This is a genomic window from Bradyrhizobium sp. CAR08 (assembly GCF_052871955.1).
The window spans coordinates 423,168-449,070 of record NZ_JBIXJX010000003.1 but is presented as its reverse complement, the minus strand read 5'-3'; the positions used below and the strand labels follow the sequence as shown (position 1 = coordinate 449,070).

The window sequence follows — 25,903 nt, the reverse complement described above, 5'->3', positions numbered from 1 at the left end:
ATAGCAGGAAGCCGACATGAACATTGCTGTTCTCCCCAACTCGCCCGAGACCGTGCCGCAGATCGCGGATCCGCTGGATCATCTCGCCGACAAGCTCTTTCATCCGATGGGCTCGGACGGCGTCTATGCCCGCACCGCTCTTTATGAAGGCATCGTCGAAAAGCTCGCCGCGCTGATCACGAGCCATCGCGAGGCCGGCACCGAGGTGATGCGCTTCCCGCCGGTGATGAGCCGGTCCCAGCTGGAAAAATCCGGCTACCTGAAGAGCTTTCCGAACCTGCTCGGCTGCGTCTGCAGCCTGCACGGCACCGAGCGCGAGATCAACGCCGCGGTAAGCCGCTTCGACGCCGGCGGTGACTGGACCAGCTCGCTCTCGCCGGCAGACCTCGTGCTGTCGCCGGCGGCCTGCTATCCCGTCTATCCGATCGCGGCGAGCCGCGGCCAGTTGCCGAAGGGTGGCCTGCGCTTCGACGTCGCCGCCGACTGCTTCCGCCGTGAACCGTCAAAACATCTCGACCGGCTGCAATCGTTCCGGATGCGGGAATATGTCTGCATCGGAAGCCCCGATGACGTGGCCGATTTCCGCGAGCGCTGGATGGTGCGCGCGCAGGCGATTGCGACCGATCTCGGTCTCACCTTCCGCGTCGACTATGCCAGCGATCCGTTCTTCGGCCGCGTCGGTCAGATGAAGGCCGTGAGCCAGAAGCAGCAGCAGCTCAAGTTCGAACTGCTGATCCCGCTGCGCTCGGAAGAGCAGCCGACCGCCTGCATGAGCTTCAATTATCACCGCGAGCATTTCGGCACGACGTGGGACATCAAGGACGCCAATGGCGAGCCGGCCCACACCGGCTGCGTCGCTTTCGGCATGGACCGGCTGGCGGTCGCCATGTTCCACACCCACGGCACCGACCCTTCCGCCTGGCCCGCCAAGGTGCGGGAGATCATGGGCCTGCAGCCGCAGATCGCGGCCGATGCCCACGGCGAAGGCTGGCGCTAACGGAACGAGGCCGGTCATTTCCACGGGAAAGACGAGCGTGATCCACACCAAGGTCCGATGCCGCGAGATCACCGAGTCCGACGTCGATGCGGTCGCGGACTTGCTGACGCGCGGCTTCGTCGGGCGCTCGCGCGGCTATTGGATCCAAGGCCTGCGCCGGCAAGCCTTCCGACCGGTACCGGATGGCTACCCGCGCTTCGGCTACATGCTCGACAATGACGGCACGCCGGTCGGCGTGCTGCTGCTGATCTACACGGCGCGGAGGGACGGCGATGAGACCGCCATCCAGTGCAATTTGTCGAGCTGGTACGTCGATCCGGCCTACCGCAACTACGCCCCGCTCCTGACCAAGATCGCGCAGCGGCACAAGGACGTCACCTATCTCAACATCAGCCCGGCGCCGTGGACCTGGCCGATCATCGAGACGCAGGGCTTTCGCGCCTATTGCAGGGGTATATTCTTCTCCGTGCCTGCGCTGGCGCGCGTCCCACGCTGGAGCAAGATCGAGGTCATCTCGCAGCACGCCAAAACGATCGACGGGCTTTCCGATGCCGAGACCGAGCTCTTGACGCGGCATGCGCGCTACAATTGCCTCAGCCTCGTCTGCCGCACGCCGAAGGGAGCGTTCCCCTTCATCCTGCAACCGGTGCGCATCCGCCGTGGCATCATTGCGCCGCCCGCGATGAAGCTGATCTACTGCCGCAACGCGGCCGAGTACACCGAATGCGCGGGCCGCATCGGCCGGCTGCTGCTGCGGCTCGGCAAGATCGCGGTCGCCGTCGATTCCAACGGCTCCGTTCCCGGCCTCGTCGGCATCTACACCGAGCGTCGCGGCCGCAAATATTTCAAGGGCCCGCACCGGCCGCAGCTCGCCGATCTCACGGATACGGAACTCGTGCTGTACGGGCCGTAGGCCCGTTTGGACCAGACATTCGATGTCCATCCGGGCCTAAGGCGCAATTGCGCAGGCCGACCGGCGCGACGCTACCTTGCACCCCCCTCCACATTGGCAGCATCTCTGCATCACGGTCACCCTCCGTAAACTACGGCGCTTAAGGGAATTTTCCCGCCTGTTCGCTAGCCTCGGCGGCTGAATTGCCCTGCGTTAAGTCTATTGCCCGCCGAGACCCCGCCGCCCCATGACGTCGATCCGCGACAACGAGCTTGATGCACGCCGCGAGCAGGGCCCGAAGGCCCTGGTCGGGCTGAGCCAGCTTGCACTCGACCACATGGAACAGGGTGTCTGCGTCTACGATGCCGGCAACCGGATCGTGCTGGTCAATCAGCGCTATCTCAGCCTGTTCAACATGTCGGCCGAAATCGTGCGGGTCGGCACGAGCTACCGCGACGTGCTCGCCCACAGTGTGGCCCTCGGCAACATCCCCGCGGGGGAAGTCGACGCACTCTATGCCGCGCGCATGGCGCGGATCGCAGCCGGCCAGCCGTTCCGGACTCAACAGACACTCGCGAGCGGCCTCGTCATGGCGCTCGAGCTGAAGCCGCTTCCCGGCGGCGGCTGGATGACGATCTGCGACGACGTCAGCCGCCTCGCCCGGCTCGAGGCGGAGCTGCGCGTGCAGACCGAGCGCAGCCAGCACGCGCTCGCCAACATGGCGCACGGCTTGATCATGTACGATGCCGACAGCCGCGTCGTCGTCTGCAACGAACGTTTCCTGAATCTCTATAACCTCGACCCGGAAATCGTGAAGCCGGGCGTCTCGCATTGTACGGTCATCGAGCATTGGATGTCGCGCGGCAACCTGCCGGGCATGCCGGGCGAGGAATTCCACGACACCAGGCTGGAGGACGTGCGCACCAGGAAGGAGAAAACCCTGCTGGTGATGCGCTATGACGGACGGATGGTGCAGGTGGTTTCCCGTTTTCTGCCCGACGGCGGCTGGGTGACGGTGCACGAAGACGTCACCGAGCGGCTGCAATACGAGGAGATGCTGAGGCAGCAGAACTTCATGCTCGATGCGGCGTTGGAGAACATGGCGCACGGACTCGCCTTCTACGACAGCGAGATGCGCCTGCGCGTCTGCAACACCACCTACCGGAAGATCTATCGGCTCTCGCCGGAGGAAGCCAAGCCGGGCACGCATCTCGGCGAACTGATCGAACGCTCGATGGCAAACGGCGCGTTCTCTTCCGAGTATAGCCCGCGACACCTCCTGGAGGCCGCCAGCGCAAGGATCGCCGACCGCAACTCCTCGCCGATACGCCGACGGATGTCGAACGGCACCACGATCTCCGTGCGCTATTGCGCCCTGGCCGAGGGTGGTTTTGTGGCCACCTACGAGGACATCACCGAGCGCGAGCACGCAGTCGAGGAGCTGAGCGAGCAGTATCGGCGCTTCGACGCGGCCCTGAACAACATGAGCCAGGGCCTGTGCATGCTCGATTCGAGCTTGCGCGTCATTGTCTGCAATCGGCGCTACATCGAGATGTACGGACTGTCACCCGAATTGGTGAAGCCGGGTGTGTCGATGCGCGAGATCATGGAGCACAGCTGCGAGCTCGGCATCCATCCAAACACCACCGCCGCGCGGCTCTATGCCGACTATGTCGAGAGGCTGCGCGAGGGCGAGCACACACTGCACCGCTATTTGGGCGACGGCCGCATCATCAAGCTCAATCACAAGCGAATGGAGCATGGCGGCTGGGTCGTCACCTATGAGGACGTTACCGAGCGCCACAAGGCCCAGGCCCGCGTTGCGCATATGGCGCGGCACGATTCGCTCACCGACCTGCCCAACCGCACGCTGTTCCGCGAGAAGATGGGCGAGGGGCTGAACCAGGTCGCAATCGCAGGTGGCGCGATGGCCGTGCTGTGCTTCGATCTCGACAATTTCAAGACCGTCAACGACCGCCTCGGACACGCGGCCGGCGACCGGCTGTTGCGCTGGGTCGCGGCGCGGCTGCAGGAGAATGTCGGCGAGCACGACACCGTCGCGCGGCTCGGTGGCGACGAGTTCGCGGTTCTCCAGCGCGGACCGCAGCCGCAATCGGCGGAAAGGCTCGCACGCCGCCTGGTGGAGATCATCGGTCACCCGCCGCCGCTGGAGAACCAGTCGATCCATGTCGGCGTCTCCGTCGGCATCGCAATCGCTCCCGATCACGGGCTCGATGCCGACGAGCTGATGAAATGCGCCGACCTCGCGCTGTACGAGGCCAAGGCCAAGGGGCGCGGCGCCTATCAGCTGTTCGAGCCCAAAATGGAGGAAGAGGCGCGCAGCCGGCACGCGCTCGAGCACGATCTGCGCGGCGCGCTGGAGGCCCGTGAATTCCACCTGGCGTTCCAACCGCAGGTGCGGCTCGACACCACCGAACTTACCGGCTTCGAGGCGCTGCTGCGCTGGAAAGATCCCTCGCGCGGCCTCGTCCCGCCGGCCGAATTCATTCCGATTGCGGAAGAGAACGGGCTGATCGTTCCGATCGGAGAGTGGGTGCTGCGCACAGCCTGCGCGACCGCCGCGACCTGGCCCGATCTCACGGTCGCGGTGAACCTGTCGCCGGTGCAGTTCCGATCGCGCGGGCTGGTGACGATGGTGACGAGCGCGCTTGCGGAGGCCGGCCTGCCGCCGCATCGGCTCGAGCTCGAGGTCACCGAGACGGCGCTGCTCGACGACAGCGAGGCGACGATCGAGATCCTGCACCAGCTGCGCGCGTTGGGGGTGCGCGTCAGCCTCGACGATTTCGGGGTCGGCTATTCTTCTCTGAGCTATTTGCGCAAGTTTCCGTTCGATCGCATCAAGATCGACCGCTCCTTCGTCGGCACGCTCGGCGAAAGCCCGGAGAGCGTGGCGATCGTCCGCACCATCGCCAGCCTCGGCTCGGTGCTCGGCGTCGAGACCACGGCGGAAGGCGTCGAGACGATCGAACAACTCGACTTCGTCCGCGAATGCGGCTGCACCGCCGTGCAGGGATATTATTTCGGCAAGCCCTCGCCGGCCGCGGAGGTCGGACGCATGATCGAGACGCTGAGCGCAGTCCGCCGTGTGGCGTAAGGGCTCAGCCGAGAGCCAAATTCCGTATCTCGGCACGCCTCCAAACGACCAATTGTCGCATGTGCGCTTTTCGGCGGGATCACCGTATCGCCCCTGCGGGGCCGCCGCGCAATGCGCTTTTCTTCTCCCATGATTTCGGGGACAATCCCGTCATAACAATGAGAAACCGCGGTCCGAACGAGGCCACCGCGAGGGAGGAGTTTCGATGTCGCGATACGGGCTGAAGACCTTTGCCATTGCCGCCATGCATGCCTTCGTGAGCGCGCTGCTCGCAACCGCCGCGGGTGCACAGGATTATCCCACCAAACCGGTGACGCTGATCGTTCCATGGCCGGCCGGCGGATCGACCGACATCTCGATGCGCGCGATCGCCGACAGCGCGTCCAAGGTCCTGGGGCAGCCCATCGTGATCGACAACAAAGCCGGTGGCGGCGGTACGGTTGGACCGGCCACCATGGCCGCGGCTGCGAAGCCGGACGGCTACACCATCTCACAGCTTCCGATCACCGTCTTCCGCCTGCCCCTGATGCAGGAGGTCTCGTGGGATCCGGCAAAGGATTTTACCTACATCATACATCTCACCGGCTACACCTTTGGCGTAACCACCAGCGCGGAGTCGCAATTCAAGTCCTGGAAAGACGTGGTCGAGTTCGCGAAGGCAAATCCGGGCAAGGTGACCTACGCGACGCCCGGCACCGGCACCTCGCTTCATATCGGCATGGAGCAGATCGCCGCGATGTCCGGCATCAAGCTCACGCAGGTGCCGTTCAAGGGCGGGGCAGAGACCAACGCCGCGGTACTCGGCCAGCACACCATGCTGCAGGCCGACTCCACAGGTTGGCGACCCTTGGTCGACGCCGGCAAGCTGAAGCTTCTCATGGTGTGGACCGGCGCGCGATCACCGAACTATCCTGACGTGCCGACGCTGAAGGAACTCGGCTATCCCATGGTCTATGATTCCCCGTTCGGCATCGCCGGCCCCAAGGGCATGGATCCCAAGATCGTCACCAAGCTGCACGACGCCTTCAAGAAGGCAGTCGAGGATCCCGCAGTGATTGCCACGCTCGCCAAATACGACATGGTGCCGAGCTACAAGAATACCGAGGACTACAAGAAGTTCGTCGTCGAGGTCACGGAATCGGAGCGCAAGGTGATCGATACGCTCGGGCTTGCGAAGAAGTAGTATTGAGCCACTTTCGTGTTCCGGGCGTGGTGCAGCGCTTCTCCAGCGCTGCACCACAGAGCCGGGATCTACCTTTGCCACGCATCTATCGATCCCGGATCTGCAGCGCACCGCTTCGCGCCGCATAGCGTCCCGGCACGGCCGAGAGGTATTGATGAACGACCAAACCACCGTCAAACTCCGCCTCAACAACTCCGAACTCTGGGGTGGGTTGATCGGGCTCGCACTCGGCGGCTTCGTGATCTGGCAAGGCTTAAAGCTCAAGCTCGGCACCATCAACGACCCTGGCTCCGGCTACGTGCTTTTCTACACGGGCATCCTGATGTGCGTGTTCGCGGCCAGCATTATCATCTCGGCCATCACCGAGGGCGGACCAACGCTGGCTTCGCGCTGGCAGAACGTGAGCTGGAGCAAGCCGTTACTCGTCATCGTCTGCCTTACCGCGTTTTCCTTTGCCCTTGAGCCGCTGGGATTCCTACTGTCATCGATCCCGCTCATGCTGCTTTTGTTGCGCTTGATCGATCCCTTGCGGTGGACATTGGCGATGCCGATCGCCGCTCTGGCACCGCTCGGCATGTGGTGGATGCTCAAGCGACTGCTGCTGATCCAGTTACCCTCCGGCCTATTCGGGATCGGCTGATCGCATGGATACGCTTCTCAACGTCGCGCATGGGTTTGGCGTCGCTCTCCTGCCGATCAACCTGCTCTACTGCTTCATCGGCGTCTTCATCGGCACGTTGGTCGGCGTGCTGCCGGGCATCGGGCCGATCTCGGCGATGTCTCTGTTGCTTCCGGTGACACTGTCAGGAACGCCGGAATCCGGCATCATCATGATGGCGGGAATCTATTACGGCTCGATGTATGGCGGCTCGACGACCTCAATCCTGGTCAACATTCCCGGCGAGGCGGCTTCCGTCGTGACCTGTATTGACGGCCACCAGATGGCGAAGCAGGGTCGTGCCGGCCCCGCGCTGGGCATCTCAGCCTTCGGCTCGTTCATCGCCGGCACATTTTCACTCGTTGCACTGATGCTGGTGGCGCCTCGGCTCGCCAACATCGCCATCGCGTTCGGCCCTGCCGAATATTTCAGCCTGATGGTGCTCGGCCTCGTCGTGCTCACCTTCCTCACGCAGGGATCGATGCCGAAAGCGCTTCTGATGGCATGTATCGGCGTCGTGCTCGGACTGATCGGGCTCGACAGCATCACCGCGCAGCCGCGGCTGACATTCGGCCGCATGGAGCTGATCGACGGCATAGGACTGGTCCCCGTCGTGATGGGCCTGTTCGGCGTCGCCGAGGTGCTGCTCAATACCGAGCAGGTGATCAAACGCGACATCATCAACGCCAAAATCACGCAGCTGCTGCCCAACAAGGCCGATTGGCAGGCGAGCGCCGGCCCGGTGGCGCGCGGCACGTTACTTGGCTTCCTGCTCGGCATTCTCCCGGGCGGCGGCGCGGTAGTGGCCTCGTTCGCGTCCTATGCGCTGGAGAAGCGGCTGTCGAAGACGCCGGAGCGCTTCGGCTATGGCGCAATCGAGGGCGTAGCGGGTCCCGAATCCGCCAACAACGCGGCGGCCGGCGGCGCGTTCATTCCGCTGATGACCTTGGGCATCCCCCCAAATGTGGTGATGGCGCTGCTGCTCGGCGCCTTCGTCATCCACGGCCTGCAACCGGGACCGCTGCTGATCACGCAAAACCCGGGCCTGTTCTGGGGCATCGTCGCCAGCATGTATATCGGCAACGTCATGCTGCTGATCCTCAATCTGCCGCTGATCGGCATGTGGGTGCAGCTGCTCAAGCTGCCCTACAACATCCTGTTCCCGCTGATCATCCTGTTCACGATCCTGGGCGTCTACTGCTCCAGCAACAATGTGTTCGACGTCTACGTGATGATCGCATTCGGCATCGTCGGCTATTTCATGCGCAAGCTCGGCTTCGAGCCCGCGCCGCTGGTGCTGGCGTTCGTGCTGGGACCGATGATGGAGAACAATCTGCGCAAGTCGCTGATCCTGTCGCAGGGCGACCTCTGGACCTTCGTGCAGCGGCCGATCTCGGCAGCGTGTCTTGCGCTCGCGCTGGTGCTGCTGATGGCGCCGCTATTACCCGCGCTGCGTAAGAAGCGCGAGCTCGTGGCGCTGGATGAGGGCGCGTGAGGGATTGGCAGGTGTCTCAGCCTGCCGCGGGCAGCACGTTATCCGGCGGCGCGCCCCAGGGGCGGTCGGCTGAGGCGAGCCCGATCAGGCGGCCCTGGATGTAGTCGCAGCCCCAGTCGCGCAGCATGTTCGCAGCTTCTTCGTCCTGCACCCATTCGGCCACCGTCTTGATGTCGAGGCGGCGGGCGAGGTCGATCAGGGTCTGCACGAAGGCGCGGTCGTCGGCGGAACGGGTGATGTTCTGCACGAAGGCACCGTCGATCTTCACGATGTCCACGCCCAGCTTGCGCAGATTGCGGAACGAGGTGTAGCCGGCGCCGAAATCGTCGATGGCGATGCGGCTGCCGAAATTCTTCAGCCGGGTGACGAAGCCGCGCACATCGTCGATGTCCTGGATCGCGACGGTTTCGGTGATCTCGACGATCAGCCGCTCGGCGACGCCGGGATGGGCACGCATCAGCGATTCGATTCCCGCCCACCAATCCGGATCCATGGTGGTGTCGGGCGAGATGTTGAGGCTGAGGCAGATGTCCGGCGCGGCCGCGAGCTCGGCGACCACGAGCTCGAGCACCCGGTGATCGACCAGGCGGATCAGGCCGAGGCGTTCCGCAACCGGCACGATGTCGGGCGCGAGCAGCACCTGGCCGTCGCCCTGGTCCATCCGCACCAGGCATTCGTGAAAGGCGCAGTCGCGCGAAAGGGCGGCAACTACCGGCTCATAGGCAAGCTTGATGCGGCGCTCATTCAGTGCGGTGACGATCTCGTCGGTGACGCGGATGTTGACGCGGCGCTGGGCGTCGCGCGCGGCATCCGGGCGCCAGGCTGCGAACGAGCCGACGCGGCGTTGTTTCGCGGTGTCCAGGGTCTCGTGGGCGCGATTGACGGCTTCATCGGCGTTGCGGGCATAGCGCGGCACGCTGACCGCGCCGATCGAGGCGGTGACCGACACCGGTCCGGATTTGGTCGGCACCACCTCGTCGCGAATGCCGGCGAGGAAACGTTCGGCAGCCACGTTCATGTCATCGACGGTGCAGTTCTTCAGGATCAGGCCGAACTTGTTGCCGGAGAAGCGGCCGAGCACGTCGCCGCCGCGCAAGCGCGCGCGAATGCGCGTGGCGACGTCGAGGATCACGGCGTCGGCAACGTCGAAGCCGAAGGCCTCGTTGACACGCGCGAGATGATCGATGCCGACCAGCATGAAGGCCGCGGTCGAGCGGAAACGGGTCGTCTCCTCGATGGCCTCGGCCAGCGCGGCGATCAGATGCGAGCGATTGAGCTCGCCGGTCAGCGGATCGAGCCGGGCCAGCTTCGTCAGTTCCTCGTCGCGGGCATGGCGTTCATTGTTGATGCGGACGGAGCCGATCGCACGCACCGGGCGACCGTCGGGGCCGGCGAACCAGCGGCCGGTCTCCTCGATCCAGACCATGGGATCGGCGGCGCTCATGCGCACGCCGTACTCGACCCGGTAGGGCGTGCCGTCGGCGCCATGCACGGCTGAGGTCTGCGCCAGCGCGGCGGTCCGCATTTGCGCGGGCTCGATCAGCCTGGCGAATTCGGCGCCGGTGGCCAGCCGTTCGGCGGGAATTCCGGGAAAGATGGCGCTGACCTGCTCACCCCAGACGATGGCATCGCTGGCGATGTCCCAGGCGAACACGGCCTGGCCGAGGGCAGCCAGGATGTCGGAGGCTTGCGGCAATGCGGGGGTCAAAATCGCCTCGTTTCGGGACAGCGGGGAGTCCTGAGCCGGCACAGGATAAAGCCAGATTCGCCATTGACCCTAGGCAAAGTTGATAAACAATTTGGAAACCACGTTTCCTCGCTCGCAGGAACCGAAGCGGCTCACCCGGCATAGGCCTTGCGAGTACATGACACGCACCGGCGCCAGCGTCTCGAAACGCGACAATCTAGGCCGGTCAACGGTGATTGCGATGTTGAGTACTGGTCAACTGGACGTGGCGGACAACGGCACAGGCTCGGCCCTGGTGCCGCTGATGCCGGTTTTGCAGTGGGTCCACAAGGCCCCGCTGCCACGCCCCGATCCCAGCTTCGTCGCCCAGCTCATCGCCAATGCCGAGCATCTGCCCCAGGCGAGCCGGCTCCGCCGCGCGTCTTCCGAGGATGCGCAGGTCGCCTATGGCAGCAAGCGCCCGCTTCCGAGCGTTAGCGCGCGCACGCGGCAGGTGGCTTGAATCAGCGCGGCGCGTCGGGAGACGGCTGGGTGCCGTTGCCCGGCTGCAAATGCGGCGAGGGAATTTCCGGCGAGGGCGCACTCACAGGCTTCGGCGCCGGGTGATCCATCAGCACGGATTCGGCGACCGATTGTGCCGTGGGCGCGGGCGGCTCCGCCGGAGCTGGTCGCGGAGCGGACACTGGCTCGAACTTGGGCTCGAACTCATCCGCTGGCGTCTCGGCCTGGCGCTTGGTCTTGCGGGGCGCCGGCACCGTCGATTCAGCGACATAAGCGACGCGGCGGCGGGTGCGCTGGGCGATGCCGCCGAGGAAATCGGCCATCGCGAGCAGCACCAGAAGGAAATAGGTGGAGTTGCCGAATTTCGGCCACATCACGAATTCGGCCGCAGCCGCGCCGAACACGATCAGCGACAGCAGATGATCCATCAGGAATTTCGAGCCGGGCCGCGCGCCCTTGACCACTTCGAGCAGCAGCAGCACGATGCCTAGCGCGAGCATCACGTCGGCGAGCGTGACCGGCCAGGCCTCGCCCGTGATCATCGGCACTTTGAACAGCACGTCCGCAAAGGACACGCTCGGCATCAGGAATGCGATGATGTTGTAGACCGCGAGCGGGATCAGGAGCAGCGGGAAACCGACCATCGGCGAAATGCCTTCTCGATCAAGATATCCAGACAGGACAATGCGGCGGCGATGCATTCGCTCCGCCGCCATCACTGTCATATCTCATGGGTGGACCGAAATCAGGCAGGCCCGATCGTCCTGCCCACAGAAAGGTCCCGAACTCAGGACTCTTTCTTCTTCAGGACCTGACGGCCCTTGTACATGCCGGTCTTGAGGTCGAGATGGTGCGGACGACGCAGTTCGCCGGAATCCTTGTCTTCCACATAGGTCGGCTTCTTGATGGCGTCTGCCGAGCGGCGCATGCCACGACGGGACGGCGAGGTTTTTCTTCTCGGAACGGCCATTTCAATATCCTCTAGGGATTGGTGTTTTGGGGCATCGTCCGCGAGGGGACGGCTCAGCACCCGCAAACCGAGGCGAGCTGAATGCCGGTCAAGGCCGGGCTTATAGAGGAAGGCCTGCCTTAAATCTAGGGCTCTGGGCCGGAAAATGCGCCCGAAAAGGACCGGAAATCAGCGATTCTCCCGCCAGCAGGTCGAAAGTGAACTCGCCTGCGCTCGCGCCACATAGGTCCCGGCCAGCCGCCGGACACCCGGTCCCGGCGTCCTGGCGCTGCGTTTGACCGGATTCGGCAGGATAGAGGCTAGAAGCGCGGCCTCCCGGGGGGAGAGGTTCGCCGCCGACTTGCCGAAGGCATAGGCGCTGGCGGCCTCGGCCCCAAACTGGCTCTGCGGGCCGAGCTCGGCGATGTTGAGGTAAATCTCCAGGATCCGTGCCTTGGGCAGGACGAGATCGATCCACAGCGCCAACGGGAATTCCAGCGCCTTCCGGACGAAGTCCCGCCCCTGCCAGAGGAACAGGTTTTTCGCCACCTGCTGGGTGATGGTGGAAGCGCCCCGGAACGGGGTGCCGTCCTCCTTCGCATCGTCGATCGCCTCACGCAGCGCACCCCAGTCAATGCCGTGATGCTTGCAGAAATGGGCGTCCTCGGCCGCCACCACCGAGCGTGGCAGCGAGGGCGACATCGCCGCCAGATCGATCCATTCCCGCTGCATCGGCGCACCCCGCAGCGAGCGCCAGATCATCAGCGTCGAAACGGGATGGCCGGCACGGTAGAACGGCGCGACGACATAGGGCGCGAGAGCCGCGACCGCGAGCACCAGGAGAAGGGTTTTGACGACGCGCAAATCAACCTTTCCGGCGCAGAACGAAACGCGGCCACGGGCCCGGCATTAAGTCTGTGATAATTCGGGCCTTTTCCAGCACTTTTTAGGCCTTCCAAACGATTGACTGAGGCGGGCGCATAAAGGATTGTCCCGCCGAATTTTAGTTCTGGAGCCCTTCTTGATGACCGGCACGTCCCCGTCCGATTTCGCCAAACGTCTGGACAAGACCGCTGATGACACCGAGGCCCTGCTCGGGCGCCTGCTGTCGGACGACATCCTGCCCGATGAGATCGCCCGGCCCAAGCGACTGATGGACGCAATGCGCTATTCGAGCCTCAACGGTGGCAAGCGCCTCCGGCCCTTCCTGGTGGTCGAGAGCGCGGCCGTGTTCGGCGTGTCCCGCGAAGCCGCGCTGCTCGTCGGTGCGGCGCTCGAATGCATCCACTGCTATTCGCTGATCCATGACGATCTGCCGGCGATGGACAATTCGGACCTGCGCCGCGGCCGCCCGACCCTGCACAAGAAGACCGACGACGCGACCGCGATCCTCGCCGGCGACGGCCTCCTGACACTCGCCTTCGACATCATCACCCGCGACGAGATTCATCGCGACGCCAATGTGAGGCTTTTGCTGACCCGCGCACTCGCGCGCTGCGCCGGCATCGGCGGCATGGTCGGCGGCCAGATTCTCGACCTCGCCGGCGAAGGCCGCTTTGGCGGCAACGAGCCGATCGACGTCGCCCGCATTCAGCAGATGAAGACCGGCGCGCTGCTGCGCTACGGCTGCATCGCCGGCGCGATCCTCGGCCAGGCCTCGCAAAAGGAATATCAGGCGCTCGACGATTACGGCCGCGCGCTCGGCGAAGCCTTCCAGATCGCCGACGACCTGCTCGACGTCGAAGGCGATGCCGCCGCGCTCGGCAAGCCTGCCGGCGCTGATGCAGCGCTCGGCAAGACCACCTTCGTCACCCAGCTCGGCATCGAAGGCGCCAAGCAGCGCGTGCGCGATCTGCTCGCGCGCGCCGACAGCGCCGTGTCGATCTTCGGCGAACGGGCCGCCGTGCTGCAAGCGGCTGCGCGGTTCGTGGCCGAACGGAAGAGCTGATAGCGCGATGGCGGGCGGCAGCAAGGAAGACCCCGCCCTCGCCCGCTTTCGCAAGATGTCGCGGCCGATGCGGCTGATTTATGCGCGTCCGCGGACGTTCATGTCGCTTGCCGTTGGTATTCTCGTCTGCCTGCTCATCCCGGGTTCGCACCGGCTGGTCACGCGGCTTCTGTTCGGCTGGGATGCGTTGATCGCCGTTTATCTGGTGCTGGTCTACGCGATGATGCTGTGCAACGACCACCAGCACATCCGCCGCGCCGCAGCGATGCAGGACGACGGTCGCTTCGTGATCCTGCTGGTGACGGCGATCGGCGCCTTCGCCAGCATCGCCGCGATCGTCTCCGAGCTTGGAACGCCGCATCGCGGCGGCCTGGAGCTGAGCATCGCAATCGCCACCATCGTATTGTCATGGGCCGCCGTGCACACAATCTTCGCTCTGCATTACGCGCATGATTATTACCGGCACGCCACGCCGGGCGGCCTTCAGTTTCCCAGCGGCGACAAGGAAGACCACGCAGATTACTGGGACTTCGTCTATTTCTCGTTCGTGATCGGCATGACCGCGCAGGTCTCCGATGTCGGCATCTCCGACAAGACCATCCGCCGCACCGCCACCGCGCACGGCATCGTCTCATTCATCTACAACACGGCCTTGCTGGCGCTGACGGTCAACATCGCGGCGAGCGCGATCTCGACCTGAACTCATTTCCGCAATCCTAGTTACAGACCTCGGCATTGCCATCGTTGCCCGGGCCGCCGCCGCCGCGATATTCGAGATGGCAGCCGCGGTTGACCGCACGACAGCCACTGTTGTTGCAGAATAGCTGTCCGCCACTCGAGCGGCGGCTGGCGCCAGCGGCAGCAGCGATGCCCGCAGCGCCACCAAAGCCGCCGGCCGCTCCGGCAGCCTCACCGCCGGCCTGACGACGCTGCCGTGCGGGACGCTCGTCGCCGTCGTCCCGCTTGGCGGTCGCAGGCTTGGCGGTCGCAGGCTTGGCGGCACGCTGCTTCTCGCACTCGTTGTCGTCGTTGAGCGCATAGCCATCACGGCAGACGATCTTGGTGCATTTGTCGCCGTCGGTCTTGAAGCCGTGCTCGCAAACCAGCGGACAGACGCGCGACTGTTTCGACTTGACCGTGTCGAGTGCATCGGTGCTCGCCACCTTCACGTCGAGCTTGGTGCCGGCATAACGGTTGAACTGCGATAACGACCGCTGCGCGGATGTCGTCCAGTTGCCGTCGGCGGCGCCGGAGAAGCAGCCGACGCGGCCGAGCTCGGTCTGTACCGAGCGGCTGAGATCGGCCGGCGCGATGGCCGGCGTCAGCGAGGCGACGTTGGTGCCGGCGGGGCCCGCCGTGCTGGCGGGCGCTGCACTCGGCGCCGCGGCGGCGAGATTGACGCGCTGCTGCTCGGCAGCGGCCGCCTGCTGCTGCGCCTGCTCCTTGGCCTTTTGCGCCGCAAGCTGTATCTGCTCGGCGGCCTCCGCATCGGCGGCTGCCTTGGCCTGCGTATCCTTCTGCGCGCCAAGTGCGGCAAGACGATCGCGCTCGGCCTCGGCCTGTTTCGCCTTCTCGGTGGCCGCCGCATGAGCCTGCTCGGCGCCGATTTTCTCGAGTTGCAGCTTGGCAAGGCTCGCATAGAAGCCGTCGGGATGTTGGGCGAGAAAGGCCTCCCACGCCGGCCGGTTGCCGACCTGGAGCGCGAGCTCGTAATCGCGGCGGATGTCGGCCTGAGGGTTGGGCGCGGGCGCAGCGGCAGCCGCAGCGGTCACCTTGACCGGCACCAGCGGCACGTCCTCGCCGCCGAGCGAGCCATAGACGAACGGCTCCTGCTTATTACCTGTCGACTTGAGCACGTCGTCGCGCACGAAGCCGAAGGCACGGCGGACGTCGAGGCCGGGCCTCGTCAGATGCTTCGACAGCGCCACCGTAAAGGGGCTGTTCGCACCGTCGCCATCCTGCGCCGTGAAACCGGCCTTGGCCGAATAGGCGATCAGCGTGTTCGAGCTGGTCGGCTCGACCTGGGCGAGGCCGCGGCCGACGCCGCGCGAGGCGATCGTGCGCTTCATGGTCTTGCCGAACGGATTGTCACGGCAGGCATCCAGGATCACCAGGCGAAGCTGCTTAGCCGGTTCGACCGCGACCAGGACGCGGTCGAGGGAGAGCGCCTCGTCAAAGACGTCGGTGTCACGCTCCAGCTTGGCGTCGACAGGGATCAGATAGTTCGAGCCTTCGACCTCGAGGCCGTGGCCGGCATAATAGACCACGGCGATATCGGCATCGCGGGTCCGGTCGGCGAATTCGCGCAGCACACGCCGGGTTTCCTGCGCCGTCAGGTCGTGCCGGGAATCGACGATGTCGAACCCGGCCTCCTTCAGCGTCCGGGCCATCACCGAACCGTCATTGACGGGGTTCGTCAGCGACGGCGCATGCTGATAGGCGGAGTTGGCGATCACGAGCGCGACGCGCTTTCCGGCGAAAGCAGGCCCGGCGCCGAATAGCAGCGCGACGGCGAGGAGGACTGGGCAAAGTCTGAGCAATTTGCGCATGACACGACTTCCGATTTCGGGGCGGTTCGCGCCCTTTGGGACGGCTTTAGCAGGGTCCGTCGCGGACGCTTGTAACGGAGGTCACGAAGATGGCGCCGGCGGCAAGCCGAAAGGTCCCCTTTGTTCGTCGCGCCAGTCCGGCCGCGGTTCGCCGCCAAACAGGTGCGCAGCAGGTTCCCTCAGACATCCCCGATGTGGCCCCGATATTGCGGCAGATTATCCGTAATCTCGTGCCAGGGCGCCTTCGACCCCACGAAAATGTGGGCGCTCGGTCGGATCGAGGGGGCATCGACCAGGGTTCCCATGGCGACGTGGACCCATTTTCCGTCGCGCACCCGGGAATAAAGCAACGAGCCGCAGCGGGCGCAGTGGGCGTCGTGGGTGGTTTCGTCACCGTAGATGGTGAGCTGGTTCTCGCCTCTGACGATGCGGAGCTTGCCCTGCTCGATGCCGGCGAACGGCTTGAAGGCAGCGCCGGTGGTGCGGCGGCAATTCGAGCAATGGCAGTTCATCGCATAGGAGAACGCGTCCGCTACCTCGTAGCGCACGGCGCGGCAGCAGCATTCGCCGATCAGGAAGGGAGCGTTCGAATTCTCTGATCCGGTCATCACAGCGTCCCAGCAAATGGTACGGACACCATAGCGCATTTTGACGTGTACGACTAAGTTCGCCCTGAGCCATCATTCAAAGGGATGACCCATGAGCCAGAACCGTTCGAGCGTCGAAGCCGTCGTGCAATCTTACTTCGACGGACTTTACGAGGGTGATGCCGAAAAGCTCGGCGCCATCTTCCATCCCTCCGCCGATTTGCGCTGGGTCGAGAAGGGCGAGCTGCAGGTGCTGACCGTGCCGGACTGGCTCGACCGCGTGCGCAAGCGCCCCTCCGGCAAGGCCGAAGGCAAGCCGCGCGAGGATTTCATCGTCACGATTGACCGTTCGGACGACAAGACCGCCTTCATCAAGGTCCGATGCCAACTGCCGCCGCGTTTTTTCACGGACTATCTGGTGGCTATGAAGCTCGCCGATGGCTGGCAGATCGTATCGAAGTCTTACCGGTATGATCTGCGAGAGTGAGGGGCCTAATCTTCCGCTGCCCGAAATCGGGCACACTCGTCCCACATCCTCCGTCATTGCGAGCGCAGCGAAGCTAGCCAGAGTCTTTCCGCGGAGGAAGACCGGATTGCTTCGCTGCGCTCGCAATGACGATGCGGATGGAGTGCATGCCGCATCTCTCCTCCGCCCCGTCTCGCTCAAAAGGTCCACCATGCTTCTCGACCGCCGTTCGCTGCTCGCCTCGCTGTACTGGATCGCCGCCTCCCCCGCGCTCGCCGCAGACGCGCAGCCTGAGCTCGAAACCTATGAGCGCGAGAGTGGCGGCCGGATCGGGGTCTATGCCGAGAACCTCGCGACCGGCGCAAGGCTCGCCTGGCGCGCCGACGAACGGTTCGTCATGTGCTCGACATTCAAGGCTTCGCTGGCGGCTTGCGTCCTGGCGCGGGTCGATCGTGGCGAGGATCAGCTTGCGGCCATGATCCCGTACGGCAAGGCCGACCTGCTGGAGTACGCACCGGTTGCCAAGCAGAACATTGCCGCCGGCGCAATGTCGGTCACCGAGATGTGCAAGGCGATCGTCGAGCTCAGCGACAACACCTGCGCCAATTTATTGCTGGCGCGGATCGGCGGTCCCGCCGCACTCACCGCGTTCTGGCGGTCGCTCGGCGACACCACCTCGCGGCTCGACCACAACGAGCCCGAGCTCAACCGCTCACCGCCCGGCGATCCCCGCGACACCACGACGCCGGCGGCGATGGCAGGCAATCTGCGCCGGCTGCTCACGGGCGAGGCGCTGTCGGCCACCTCGCGTGCGCAGCTCACGGAGTGGCTAGTGGGCTGCAAGACCGGTGCAAACCGGCTGCGTGGCGGGCTCCCCGCAAGCTGGAAGATCGGCGACAAGACCGGCAACAACGGCAAGGACGCCTCGGGCGACATCGCGGTGGCCTGGCCCAAGCCCGATACGAAGCCCGATGCACCGATCCTGATCGCGACCTATACCCAGGGCGGCACGCCGAGCGCGGCGCAGATCGAAGCCGTGTTCGCACGCATCGGCCGCATGGTGGCCGAGCGGCTGGCGTGAGCCGCACGCATTGACCTTGCGGCCGCTTCCGGGTGAAGACAGACCATCATGGAAGCGAAATTTCAGACCTTTCTCATCCTGCTCGCCGTGCTGGCGGGCACCGCGCTTGTCGCGCGCCGCTTCAACATCGCGCCCGCCATTCTGCTGATGCTCTCAGGTGTCGGCCTTGCCTTCGTGCCGGGCATGCCAGCGGTCGAACTGCCGCCGGAACTGGTGCTGCTGATGGTGCTGCCGCCGCTGATCTACTCGGCGAGCGTCGCGATGAGCTGGCGCGAGTTCAAAAAGAATCTTCGCCCGATCGTGCTGCTGGCGGTCGGTGCGGTGATCTTCACCGCGGCGTTGGTCGCAACCGCCACGCATTATTTCATCGGCCTGCCCTGGACGATCGGCTTCCTGCTCGGCGCCATCGTCGCGCCGCCCGACGTGGTGGCGCCGCTCGCGATCGCGCGCCGGCTGCATCTGCCGCGCAGGCTGATGGTCATCCTCGAAGGCGAAGGGCTCGCGAATGATGCCACCGCTCTGATCCTCTACCGCTTCGCGCTCGCCGCAATCATGGTCGGGCAATTCTCGCTGCCTCTGGCAGGCGGCGAGTTCTTGCTCATCGTCGCCGGCGAGATCGCCTTCGGCATCGGCGTCGGTTGGCTCTCCCTGCGGTTCCGCAAATGGTCGGGAGACCCGCAGGTCGAGCTGACACTGTCGCTGATCACGCCCTACGTGTCCTACTGGCTGCCCGAGCATCTCGGCGGCTCCGGCGTGATCGCCACCGTCGCCTGTGGCCTCTATGTGAGCTGGAATGGCCCGCTGCTGATCTCGGCATCGACGCGCCTGCAAGGCATCTTCTTCTGGGACCTCGTGATCTATCTGATCGAGGGCTTGCTGTTCCTGCTCACCGGATTCCAGATGCGCGCACTCTACGAGAAATCGAAGGCGTTCCCGCTCGACGACATCATGATTGCGACTGCCGTGGTGCTGGCGGTGGTCGTGATCGCGCGCTTCGCCTGGCTCTATCCCGCGACCTATCTGCCACGAATGCTCAGCAAGTCGCTGCGTGCGCGCGATCCGTCACCACCATGGCAATGGCCGTTCGTGCTTGCGTTCACCGGCGTGCGCGGCGCGGTGTCGCTGGCGGCAGCACTGGCGCTGCCGTTCACGCTGCCGGGCGGCGAGGCCTTCCCGTTTCGCGACCTGATCCTGTTCGTCGCGTTCGGCGTCATCTTCATCACACTGATCGGCGTCGGCCTGACGCTGCCCCCCGTGGTTCGTTGGCTCGGTGTCGCGGAAGCCGGTCGCAACGAGCATGCCGCCGAGCACGAGGCCGAGATCGCGGCACGGCGCCAGGCCCTCGACGCGGCGCTAAAGTCGCTCGACGCGCTGACCGAGGAAAAGGACGTGTCCGACGAGGTGATGCGGCTCCTGCGCGCCCGCCACGAGATCCGGGTCAACCAGCTGCCGGACTCGCTCGATCCCACCCACCACGACGTCTCCGCCGCCGGCACCGCCCTGACCCGCGGTCTGATCGCCGCCGAGCGCAAGTTCATCCACGAGCTGCTGCGCGAGGGCCAGATCACCGACGAGACGCGGCGGCGGATCGAGCGCGATCTGGACCTGGAGGAGGCAAGCTTGGCAAACCGGGAGTACCGGGGAGGGCCGCTATAGATTCCCGTCATTGCTAGGGGCGCGAACTACCGCCTCTCGCAAAATTCCCTCATCGCCACCGCCACGGCGCCCGCAATGATCTCCTGCCGCTCCGGGGAGTTCATCGCCATCTCCTCGTCGCGGTTGATGATGGAGCCCGCTTCGAGCAGCACTGCGGCGCTGCGGGTCTGCGAGAGCACAACGAGCCCGTCATAGCGGTAGACGCCGACATCTTTGTCGAGCAATTGGCGCCGGTAGCGGCCCATCACCGGCAGGGTGTACTGGCTGGCATAGTGCAGGTCCTGCTGCTTCAGCTGCCTGCCGATCATCCGGGCCAGCATCAGGCTGGCGGCGAAGTGCGGATTCCGCTGCGACACGAACAGAGAGTGGCCCGAAAAGCGGTCGCTGAAATAGCTGTTCGCGCCGTCGAACTCCCAGCTCCCGAGCAGCTTGTCCGGCACCGAATCGTGATGGATCGACAGGAAGAGATCGGCCCGGGCGTCATTCGCGGTGCTGACGCGCTTGAACAGGCTCGGCCGCGCCTTGCCGTCCGTGACGAGCAGCCGGGTCGCGGCAAAGCCTTCGGCCTTGAGCCTCGCCGCAATCAGACTTGCAAGCCGGAAGTTGAAGCCGAACTCCGTGTCGTTGCGCGCGCTCAACGCGCCGTAGGAGTCCGGGGTGTGCCCGACATCCACGAGGATCCGGAATTTCGACATCTCACACTTGACCGGCGCGTGCGGCGGCTTGGGTTTCGCGATTTTCCGCGCGATAGCAGCATGACCAGAGCCTGCAGGCGCCAGCGACCATAGCAAGATCGACGCGACCAGCGTCGAGACGAGACTTGCGATGATGCTGCGCGGCTGCCGCAAGCGCTACTCCGCTGCCGCGATTCGCGGTCGGCCGACAAAGCCCGTGACGTCACCGAATCGCTCCAGCATCACCGCGGAAAGGTCCTTGGCCTTGCTGGTGACGCAGGCGCCCGAGCGCACGGCATAGCGATCCTGATGCGCGGCGTGCGGCGGCGGCTCGCCCTGCTGAAGCGCCCGCGCCAGCTCCATCACGACTTTCCGGAAATGCATGATACCGAGATCGGTCGGACCGAGATGCTCGCGGGTGCGGTCGGCGATCGGGCCCTGGCTGTCCTGCACGGCCGCATCCTGTTCGGAGACACCCTTGATGCCGGTGTAGCTCCTGGTCTTCTGCAGCTTGCGGTCGATCAGATAGTCGTTGCCCTTGTGGCGCAGCGGCACGTAATTGTCGCCGACCTCCGCGATCACGCCGTTGCCGCGGTCGAAGGCGTCGCGCTCGGCTTGCGTCAGCGGCCGCTCCGGATTCCAGGCATAGGTGTAGATCCAGCAATTGGTGTCGGTGACGGGCACGAAAGTCTGGCCAAAGATGTTCTCACCCAGCATCGCGCTCGGGGCATAGGCGTGGAACGGCATCAGAAACTGCGCAATGCGCCAGTAGATGTTGTCGCCGCCGGTGAGCCGCCCGCCGGCGATGGTGAGGCCCGCTGCGTGCGCGGCGATCTTGATCACAGGGCGCGGATCCTCCGCGATCCAGCGCATGTGATCGCTCGACATCCGCGGGATCGGATTCACGAAATGCTTCTTGATGTCCAGGATCTCGTTCTCCTCCTTGTCGAAGGAGAGATGGGCGAAGGTGAAATGCGCGGTGTCGATCGAGCCTTCCAGCGCCTGCACCCAGTCGCAGTCCTGCCATTTCTTGCTGACATAGCGGTGCGAGGCCGGCAGCAGTGCCATTTCGAGATCGGGCAGCTCGGGCATCGCATCCGCGCGACCCATATAGGCCCAGATCATCTCGCCCCATTCGCGCGCCGGATAGGATTTGATGCGGATGAGATCCTTGGCGTTGAGGTCGGGATAGGAGGTCGGCATGTCGACGCAGCGGCCGTCGGTGTCGAACTTCCAGCCGTGATAGACACAGCGGATGCCGCATTCCTCGTTGCGCCCGAGCCAGAGATTGGCGCCGCGATGCGGGCAGTATTGATCGATGATTCCGACAACGCCGCGCGTATCGCGGAAGGCGAGCAGCTCCTCGCCGAGAACGATGATCTTCTTCGGCTCGCCGTCGGGTTCAGGGAGTTCTTCGGACAGCAGCACAGGAATCCAGAACCGGCGCAACAATTCGCCCATGCCCGTACCAGAGCCCGACTCGGTCAGGAATTTGTTGTCCTCGGCGCGGAGCATGGAAAATCCTCCCGACGGTCGTTGTTGCCGGCAAGATTGGCGCGGACGCGGGAAGACGTCAACGCGGAACGCGGCGCGCAGGCCGGTTAAACCGGCCGCTCCCCCTTCACCGTCACGCGCGTGCCGGAGCGCGTGTGCGGCCAGTAATCCCACATCGCGCGGTGCTGGGTGCAGCGGTTGTCCCAGAAGGCGATGGCATTCTCTGTCCAGCGAAAGCGGCACTGGAACAGCGGATTCTCGGCGTGCTGGTAGAGATAGGCGAGCATCGCCTCGCTCTCGTCGCGCGGGATGCCGTTGATGTGGCGGGTGAAGCCGCGGTTGACGTAGAGCGCCTTCTTGCCGGTGACCGGATGCGTGCGCACCACGGGATGCTCGGCACTCGGATAGGACGGGCGGTCGGCGACGCCGTAATTGGCGTAGAGCCCGCGATAGATCGGCTCGCCGTCATGCAACGCAGTCAGCCCGTCGAGATAGGCCTTCATCCGGTCCGACAGCGCCTCGTAGGCCGCATACATGTTGGCGAACAACGTGTCGCCGCCGCGCGGCGGGCACTGCTTGACGTAGAGGATCGAGCCCATCGGCGGCTCGTGATCGCAGGACACGTCGGAATGCCAGCCCTCGCCATTGGCCCGCGGCGAATTCGCATCCGCATAGATCTTCATCAGGGCCGGGTCTTCATCCTCATGCGGCGCGGCGGGATGGAAATGCAGCTCACCGAACTTGCGGCCGAAGGCGAGATGCTGTTGTGGCGTGATGTGCTGGTCGCGGAAGAAGATGACGAGGTTTTCGGCAAGCGCGCGGTGGACCTCGTCCATCTGCCGGCTGGAGCGCGCATCGTCGGAGACGAGCTTGCCGATGTCGACGCCCGAGATTTCCGCGCCGATGATCGGGGTCAGCTTTTCGACCGCGATGGTCTCGTAAGGCGCGCCGTCGTCCGTCGCGTGGCGATAGCGCGGGCCCTGCTTGCCGGCGAGTGAGCTCATGGCGTGTCTCCCGATGCATTCTTGCTTGGGAGCATCGTAGCAATGTAGGGCGGCTTAGCGAAGCGTAACCCGCCACTTCGCGCCTGCAAAAATAAGGCGGGTTACGCTTTCGCTAACCCGCCCTACGATTCCTGATCTGGAGCAGAACTATTCCGCCGCGGTCACCGGCACCTTGGCGCCCTGGCCGTAGCGCTGCTCGATGTAGTCGATCACGAGTGCTTTGAAGTCGGCGGAGATGGTCGGGCCGCGCAGGGTGCGGAACTTCTTGCCGTCGACGAACACCGGGGCAGCCGGCGCCTCGCCCGTGCCCGGCAGCGAGATGCCGATATTGGCGTGCTTGGATTCGCCGGGGCCGTTGACGATGCAGCCCATCACCGCGACGTTGAGCTCTTCCACGCCGGGATATTTCGTCTTCCAGGTCGGCATCTCGTCGCGGATGAAACCTTGGATCGAGCTGGCCAGTTCCTGGAATGTGGTCGAGGTGGTGCGGCCACAGCCGGGGCACGCCGCAACCAGCGGCACGAATGTGCGGAAACCCATGGTCTGCAAGAGCTCCTGGCCGACCTGCACCTCGCGGGTGCGGTCGCCGCCGGGCTCCGGCGTCAGCGAGATGCGGATGGTGTCGCCGATGCCCTGCTGCAACAGGATGCCGAGCGCGGCCGAGGACGCCACGATGCCCTTGGTGCCCATGCCGGCCTCGGTCAGGCCGAGATGGATCGCGTAGTCGGAACGGCTGGCGAGATCCTGATAGACCGCGATCAGATCCTGCACGGCCGAGACTTTGGCCGAGAGGATGATGCGATTCTTCGGCATGCCGAGTTCCTCGGCGCGCGCGGCCGAGAGCAGCGCGGATTGCACCATGGCCTCGCGCGTCACCGCGCGCACGTCGCGCGGATCGGGGGAGGCGGCGTTCTCGTCCATCAGCTTGGTCAAGAGCTCCTGGTCGAGCGAGCCCCAATTGGCGCCGATGCGCACCGGCTTGTTGTTCTTGTTGGCGATCTCGATGATGTCGGCGAACTGGGTGTCGCGCTTGTCCTTGAAGCCGACATTGCCGGGATTGATGCGATATTTGGCGAGCGCCTCGGCGCAGGCCGGATAGGCGGCGAGCAGCTTGTGGCCGATATAGTGAAAGTCGCCGATCAGCGGCGTGGTGATGCCGCGCTTGAGCAGGCCGTCGCGGATGTGCGGGACGGCAGCGGCGGCCTCCTCGCGGTCCACGGTGATGCGGACCATTTCGGAGCCCGCGCGGGCGAGCGCTGCGACCTGGGCAATGGTGCCGTCGATATCGGCGGTGTCGGTGTTGGTCATTGACTGCACGACGATCGGGGCACCGCCGCCGACGGCAACGTCGCCGACCTTGACCTGGGTGGTCTTGTGCCGGGGCGCGGGGCCCGCGACGTCGGAATCGATGGTTTTTTCGAGCTTGTTCATGGCGTCCAAATATCAGGTTTTGGTGACGTTCAGCAATGCATCGCGCGGCGCCGCAGCGGATTGACTGGGACGGTTAACCAGAAAAAGCCCAGCAATGACAAGGAGGGCGGCAGCCCCGAATGTCAGGTTCAGCGTGTCGTGCATGATGAAATAGCTACCCACCACGCCAAACAAAGGGGTGATGAAGGTAAAAGCCGACAATTTGCTGGCCGAATAGGTCTTCACCAGCGCGAACCAAAGCGTGAACGTGGTTCCCACGACCCAGATCGCCTGGAAGGCCATCAGGCCCAGCGACAGCGGCGACGGCGTGTGGGAGATGGTCTCCCCGAACAGCCAGGCGGCCAGCCCCAGGATCGGGATCGAGGTCGCGACCTGATAGCCCAGAGCCTTCTCGGGCGCCGCGAAGCGCAGCCGCGTGCCCTTGGCAACTAGCGTGGTCGCCGCCCACAGCGCGGCGCCGCCGACGATCATGAGATCGCCGAGCAGGACATGCGAATCGACGTTGGGCTGCGGCACGCCGATCGCGAGCGCGACACCGGCAAAGCTGATGGCGAGCCCCAGCCATTGCGTCCCACCAAGTCGCTCGCCGAGCACCTGGTAGGAGCCGAGCGCGACGAAGAACGGCGCGGTGTAGAGGAACACGACCGCCCGCGATGCTGGTGTGAACCGCAGGCCCTGGAAGATCAGCACGAACTCGATGCCGAACATCAGTCCGGCGATGACGCCGGGCTTCCAGGTGCCGTCGCGCTCGAAGAATTTAACGCCGCGCAAGCTGCCGATGATGAACAGCACCGGCAGCGCGCCCATCGAGCGGAACGTGGCCTGAAGCATCGGCGGAATGTCCGGCAGCACCAGCTTCACGGCGATCTGGTTGAACCCCCAGGTCAGGCACAGCATGAGCATCAGGGCGATGGCGCCGGCACTGAGGGGACGACCGGCGGACGGTATGGCTTGAGGTGAGGACATTTCTTCCTAAAAACCGGCTTTGCGCCGTTGTTGCTCTATGCGGCTTTCTGACAATGCGCACAAACGCCCGTGATTTCCACCACCGACAATTTGGGAGCGAAGCCTGAGCTGCGCGCGGCGGCGTTGAGGTCCTTGGCGAAGGATGCCGACGGAATCTCACCGACCAGGCCGCAGCGCTCGCAGATCAGGAACGTCACCGCCGAGATCGCGTCGTGGTCGTGAGCGGCGCAGGCGAGATAGGCGTTGCGGCTTTCGATCCGGTGCACGAGGCCGTTGGCCATCAGGAAATCGAGAGCACGATAGACCGTGATCGGCGCCGGCCGCGACATCGACTTCGCCAGTTCGTCGATGACCTCATAGGCGCCGAGCGGCCGGTGGCTCGAGAGCAGCGCCCCCAATACATGGCGGCGTATAGGCGTGAATTTCTGCGCGCGCTCTCCGCAAACGGCCTCGGCATGCGCCAGCGCATCCGCGGTGCAGCGGCCGTGATCGTGATCGGGCGCGGGAAATGCCGGTTTTGCGAGGGTCATGCGACCGGCGTTCTAGCATTTCGAAAGGGGAACCCAAAGC

Annotated in this window: 24 protein-coding genes; 12 read left to right on the top strand and 12 right to left on the bottom strand. The window is 64.8% G+C overall.

Annotation, left to right across the window (positions count from 1 at the left end; translation table 11 throughout):
- Positions 1-16 precede the first annotated feature (16 nt).
- From ACIPUD_RS09540 to ACIPUD_RS09515, 6 genes are all read left to right on the top strand, one after another.
- Positions 17-997 carry an amino acid--[acyl-carrier-protein] ligase gene (locus tag ACIPUD_RS09540; RefSeq protein ID WP_368508899.1) on the top strand — a complete coding sequence of 327 codons (981 nt, stop codon included), beginning with the start codon at positions 17-19 and terminating at the stop codon, positions 995-997.
- 37 nt (positions 998-1,034) lie between these two features.
- A complete protein-coding gene (locus ACIPUD_RS09535; protein WP_026233056.1) occupies positions 1,035-1,910 on the top strand; it encodes a hypothetical protein in 876 nt (291 codons plus the stop codon).
- Positions 1,911-2,136: 226 nt separating this feature from the next.
- Entirely contained in the window at positions 2,137-5,004 is a 2,868-nt protein-coding gene (locus ACIPUD_RS09530; RefSeq protein WP_446480454.1) for a PAS-domain containing protein, read from the top strand.
- Positions 5,005-5,209: 205 nt separating this feature from the next.
- A complete protein-coding gene (locus ACIPUD_RS09525; protein ID WP_446480453.1) occupies positions 5,210-6,187 on the top strand; it encodes a tripartite tricarboxylate transporter substrate binding protein in 978 nt (325 codons plus the stop codon).
- A 154-nt stretch (positions 6,188-6,341) separates the two neighbouring features.
- Positions 6,342-6,827 carry a tripartite tricarboxylate transporter TctB family protein gene (locus tag ACIPUD_RS09520; RefSeq protein ID WP_085349786.1) on the top strand — a complete coding sequence of 162 codons (486 nt, stop codon included), beginning with the start codon at positions 6,342-6,344 and terminating at the stop codon, positions 6,825-6,827.
- 4 nt (positions 6,828-6,831) lie between these two features.
- Positions 6,832-8,340, top strand: a complete 1,509-nt coding sequence (locus ACIPUD_RS09515) for a tripartite tricarboxylate transporter permease (protein ID WP_085361932.1) — start codon at positions 6,832-6,834, stop codon at positions 8,338-8,340.
- A 16-nt stretch (positions 8,341-8,356) separates the two neighbouring features.
- Here ACIPUD_RS09515 and ACIPUD_RS09510 read toward each other — a convergent pair whose 3' ends face one another.
- On the bottom strand, positions 8,357-10,048 hold the full coding sequence (locus ACIPUD_RS09510; RefSeq protein ID WP_446480452.1) for an EAL domain-containing protein: 1,692 nt from the start codon (positions 10,046-10,048) through the stop codon (positions 8,357-8,359).
- A gap of 220 nt (positions 10,049-10,268) precedes the next feature.
- Here ACIPUD_RS09510 and ACIPUD_RS09505 point away from each other — a divergent pair, with 220 nt between their 5' ends.
- Positions 10,269-10,529: a hypothetical protein gene (locus tag ACIPUD_RS09505; RefSeq protein ID WP_026233054.1), complete on the top strand. Its 261-nt coding sequence runs from the start codon at positions 10,269-10,271 to the stop codon at positions 10,527-10,529.
- Position 10,530: 1 nt separating this feature from the next.
- Here ACIPUD_RS09505 and ACIPUD_RS09500 read toward each other — a convergent pair whose 3' ends face one another.
- The 3 genes from ACIPUD_RS09500 to mtgA form a co-directional block, all read right to left on the bottom strand.
- Positions 10,531-11,172, bottom strand: coding sequence for a hypothetical protein (locus ACIPUD_RS09500; protein WP_446480451.1), 642 nt, complete (start codon positions 11,170-11,172; stop codon positions 10,531-10,533).
- A 143-nt stretch (positions 11,173-11,315) separates the two neighbouring features.
- Positions 11,316-11,498, bottom strand: coding sequence for a 50S ribosomal protein L32 (gene rpmF, locus ACIPUD_RS09495; RefSeq protein WP_007598106.1), 183 nt, complete (start codon positions 11,496-11,498; stop codon positions 11,316-11,318).
- Between the two features lie 168 nt (positions 11,499-11,666).
- Entirely contained in the window at positions 11,667-12,341 is a 675-nt protein-coding gene (mtgA, locus tag ACIPUD_RS09490) for a monofunctional biosynthetic peptidoglycan transglycosylase (protein ID WP_018455922.1), read from the bottom strand.
- A 160-nt stretch (positions 12,342-12,501) separates the two neighbouring features.
- On the opposite strand from mtgA, the gene ACIPUD_RS09485 reads away from it, so the two are divergent.
- Together ACIPUD_RS09485 and ACIPUD_RS09480 are read left to right on the top strand one after the other, a co-directional pair.
- Positions 12,502-13,425: a polyprenyl synthetase family protein gene (locus ACIPUD_RS09485; protein WP_085361935.1), complete on the top strand. Its 924-nt coding sequence runs from the start codon at positions 12,502-12,504 to the stop codon at positions 13,423-13,425.
- A 7-nt stretch (positions 13,426-13,432) separates the two neighbouring features.
- Positions 13,433-14,125, top strand: coding sequence for a DUF1345 domain-containing protein (locus ACIPUD_RS09480; RefSeq protein ID WP_446480450.1), 693 nt, complete (start codon positions 13,433-13,435; stop codon positions 14,123-14,125).
- 16 nt (positions 14,126-14,141) lie between these two features.
- Here ACIPUD_RS09480 and ACIPUD_RS09475 read toward each other — a convergent pair whose 3' ends face one another.
- Both ACIPUD_RS09475 and ACIPUD_RS09470 read right to left on the bottom strand, forming a co-directional pair.
- Positions 14,142-15,974 (bottom strand): caspase family protein, encoded by a 1,833-nt coding sequence (locus ACIPUD_RS09475; RefSeq protein ID WP_446480449.1) that lies wholly within the window; start codon positions 15,972-15,974, stop codon positions 14,142-14,144.
- A gap of 179 nt (positions 15,975-16,153) precedes the next feature.
- Positions 16,154-16,582 (bottom strand): GFA family protein, encoded by a 429-nt coding sequence (locus ACIPUD_RS09470; protein WP_018455918.1) that lies wholly within the window; start codon positions 16,580-16,582, stop codon positions 16,154-16,156.
- 91 nt (positions 16,583-16,673) lie between these two features.
- On the opposite strand from ACIPUD_RS09470, the gene ACIPUD_RS09465 reads away from it, so the two are divergent.
- The 3 genes from ACIPUD_RS09465 (at position 16,674) to ACIPUD_RS09455 (ending at position 19,764) form a co-directional block, all read left to right on the top strand.
- On the top strand, positions 16,674-17,048 hold the full coding sequence (locus ACIPUD_RS09465; RefSeq protein WP_007598116.1) for a nuclear transport factor 2 family protein: 375 nt from the start codon (positions 16,674-16,676) through the stop codon (positions 17,046-17,048).
- Positions 17,049-17,238: 190 nt separating this feature from the next.
- Positions 17,239-18,108, top strand: coding sequence for a class A beta-lactamase (bla, locus tag ACIPUD_RS09460; protein ID WP_377830699.1), 870 nt, complete (start codon positions 17,239-17,241; stop codon positions 18,106-18,108).
- Positions 18,109-18,156: 48 nt separating this feature from the next.
- Positions 18,157-19,764 (top strand): Na+/H+ antiporter, encoded by a 1,608-nt coding sequence (locus ACIPUD_RS09455; RefSeq protein WP_204513104.1) that lies wholly within the window; start codon positions 18,157-18,159, stop codon positions 19,762-19,764.
- A 26-nt stretch (positions 19,765-19,790) separates the two neighbouring features.
- Here ACIPUD_RS09455 and ACIPUD_RS09450 read toward each other — a convergent pair whose 3' ends face one another.
- The 6 genes from ACIPUD_RS09450 to ACIPUD_RS09425 all read right to left on the bottom strand — a co-directional run bounded on the left by ACIPUD_RS09450 (position 19,791) and on the right by ACIPUD_RS09425 (position 25,863).
- Positions 19,791-20,612: an N-acetylmuramoyl-L-alanine amidase gene (locus ACIPUD_RS09450; protein WP_446480448.1), complete on the bottom strand. Its 822-nt coding sequence runs from the start codon at positions 20,610-20,612 to the stop codon at positions 19,791-19,793.
- A gap of 3 nt (positions 20,613-20,615) precedes the next feature.
- Positions 20,616-21,953, bottom strand: coding sequence for a Rieske 2Fe-2S domain-containing protein (locus ACIPUD_RS09445; RefSeq protein ID WP_446480447.1), 1,338 nt, complete (start codon positions 21,951-21,953; stop codon positions 20,616-20,618).
- An 86-nt stretch (positions 21,954-22,039) separates the two neighbouring features.
- Positions 22,040-22,936: a TauD/TfdA dioxygenase family protein gene (locus ACIPUD_RS09440; protein ID WP_446480446.1), complete on the bottom strand. Its 897-nt coding sequence runs from the start codon at positions 22,934-22,936 to the stop codon at positions 22,040-22,042.
- A 147-nt stretch (positions 22,937-23,083) separates the two neighbouring features.
- Positions 23,084-24,367 (bottom strand): flavodoxin-dependent (E)-4-hydroxy-3-methylbut-2-enyl-diphosphate synthase, encoded by a 1,284-nt coding sequence (gene ispG, locus ACIPUD_RS09435; RefSeq protein ID WP_018455912.1) that lies wholly within the window; start codon positions 24,365-24,367, stop codon positions 23,084-23,086.
- Between the two features lie 12 nt (positions 24,368-24,379).
- Positions 24,380-25,333: a DMT family transporter gene (locus ACIPUD_RS09430; RefSeq protein WP_446480445.1), complete on the bottom strand. Its 954-nt coding sequence runs from the start codon at positions 25,331-25,333 to the stop codon at positions 24,380-24,382.
- Positions 25,334-25,368: 35 nt separating this feature from the next.
- Positions 25,369-25,863, bottom strand: coding sequence for a Fur family transcriptional regulator (locus ACIPUD_RS09425; RefSeq protein ID WP_018455910.1), 495 nt, complete (start codon positions 25,861-25,863; stop codon positions 25,369-25,371).
- Between the last annotated feature and the right edge of the window lie 40 nt (positions 25,864-25,903).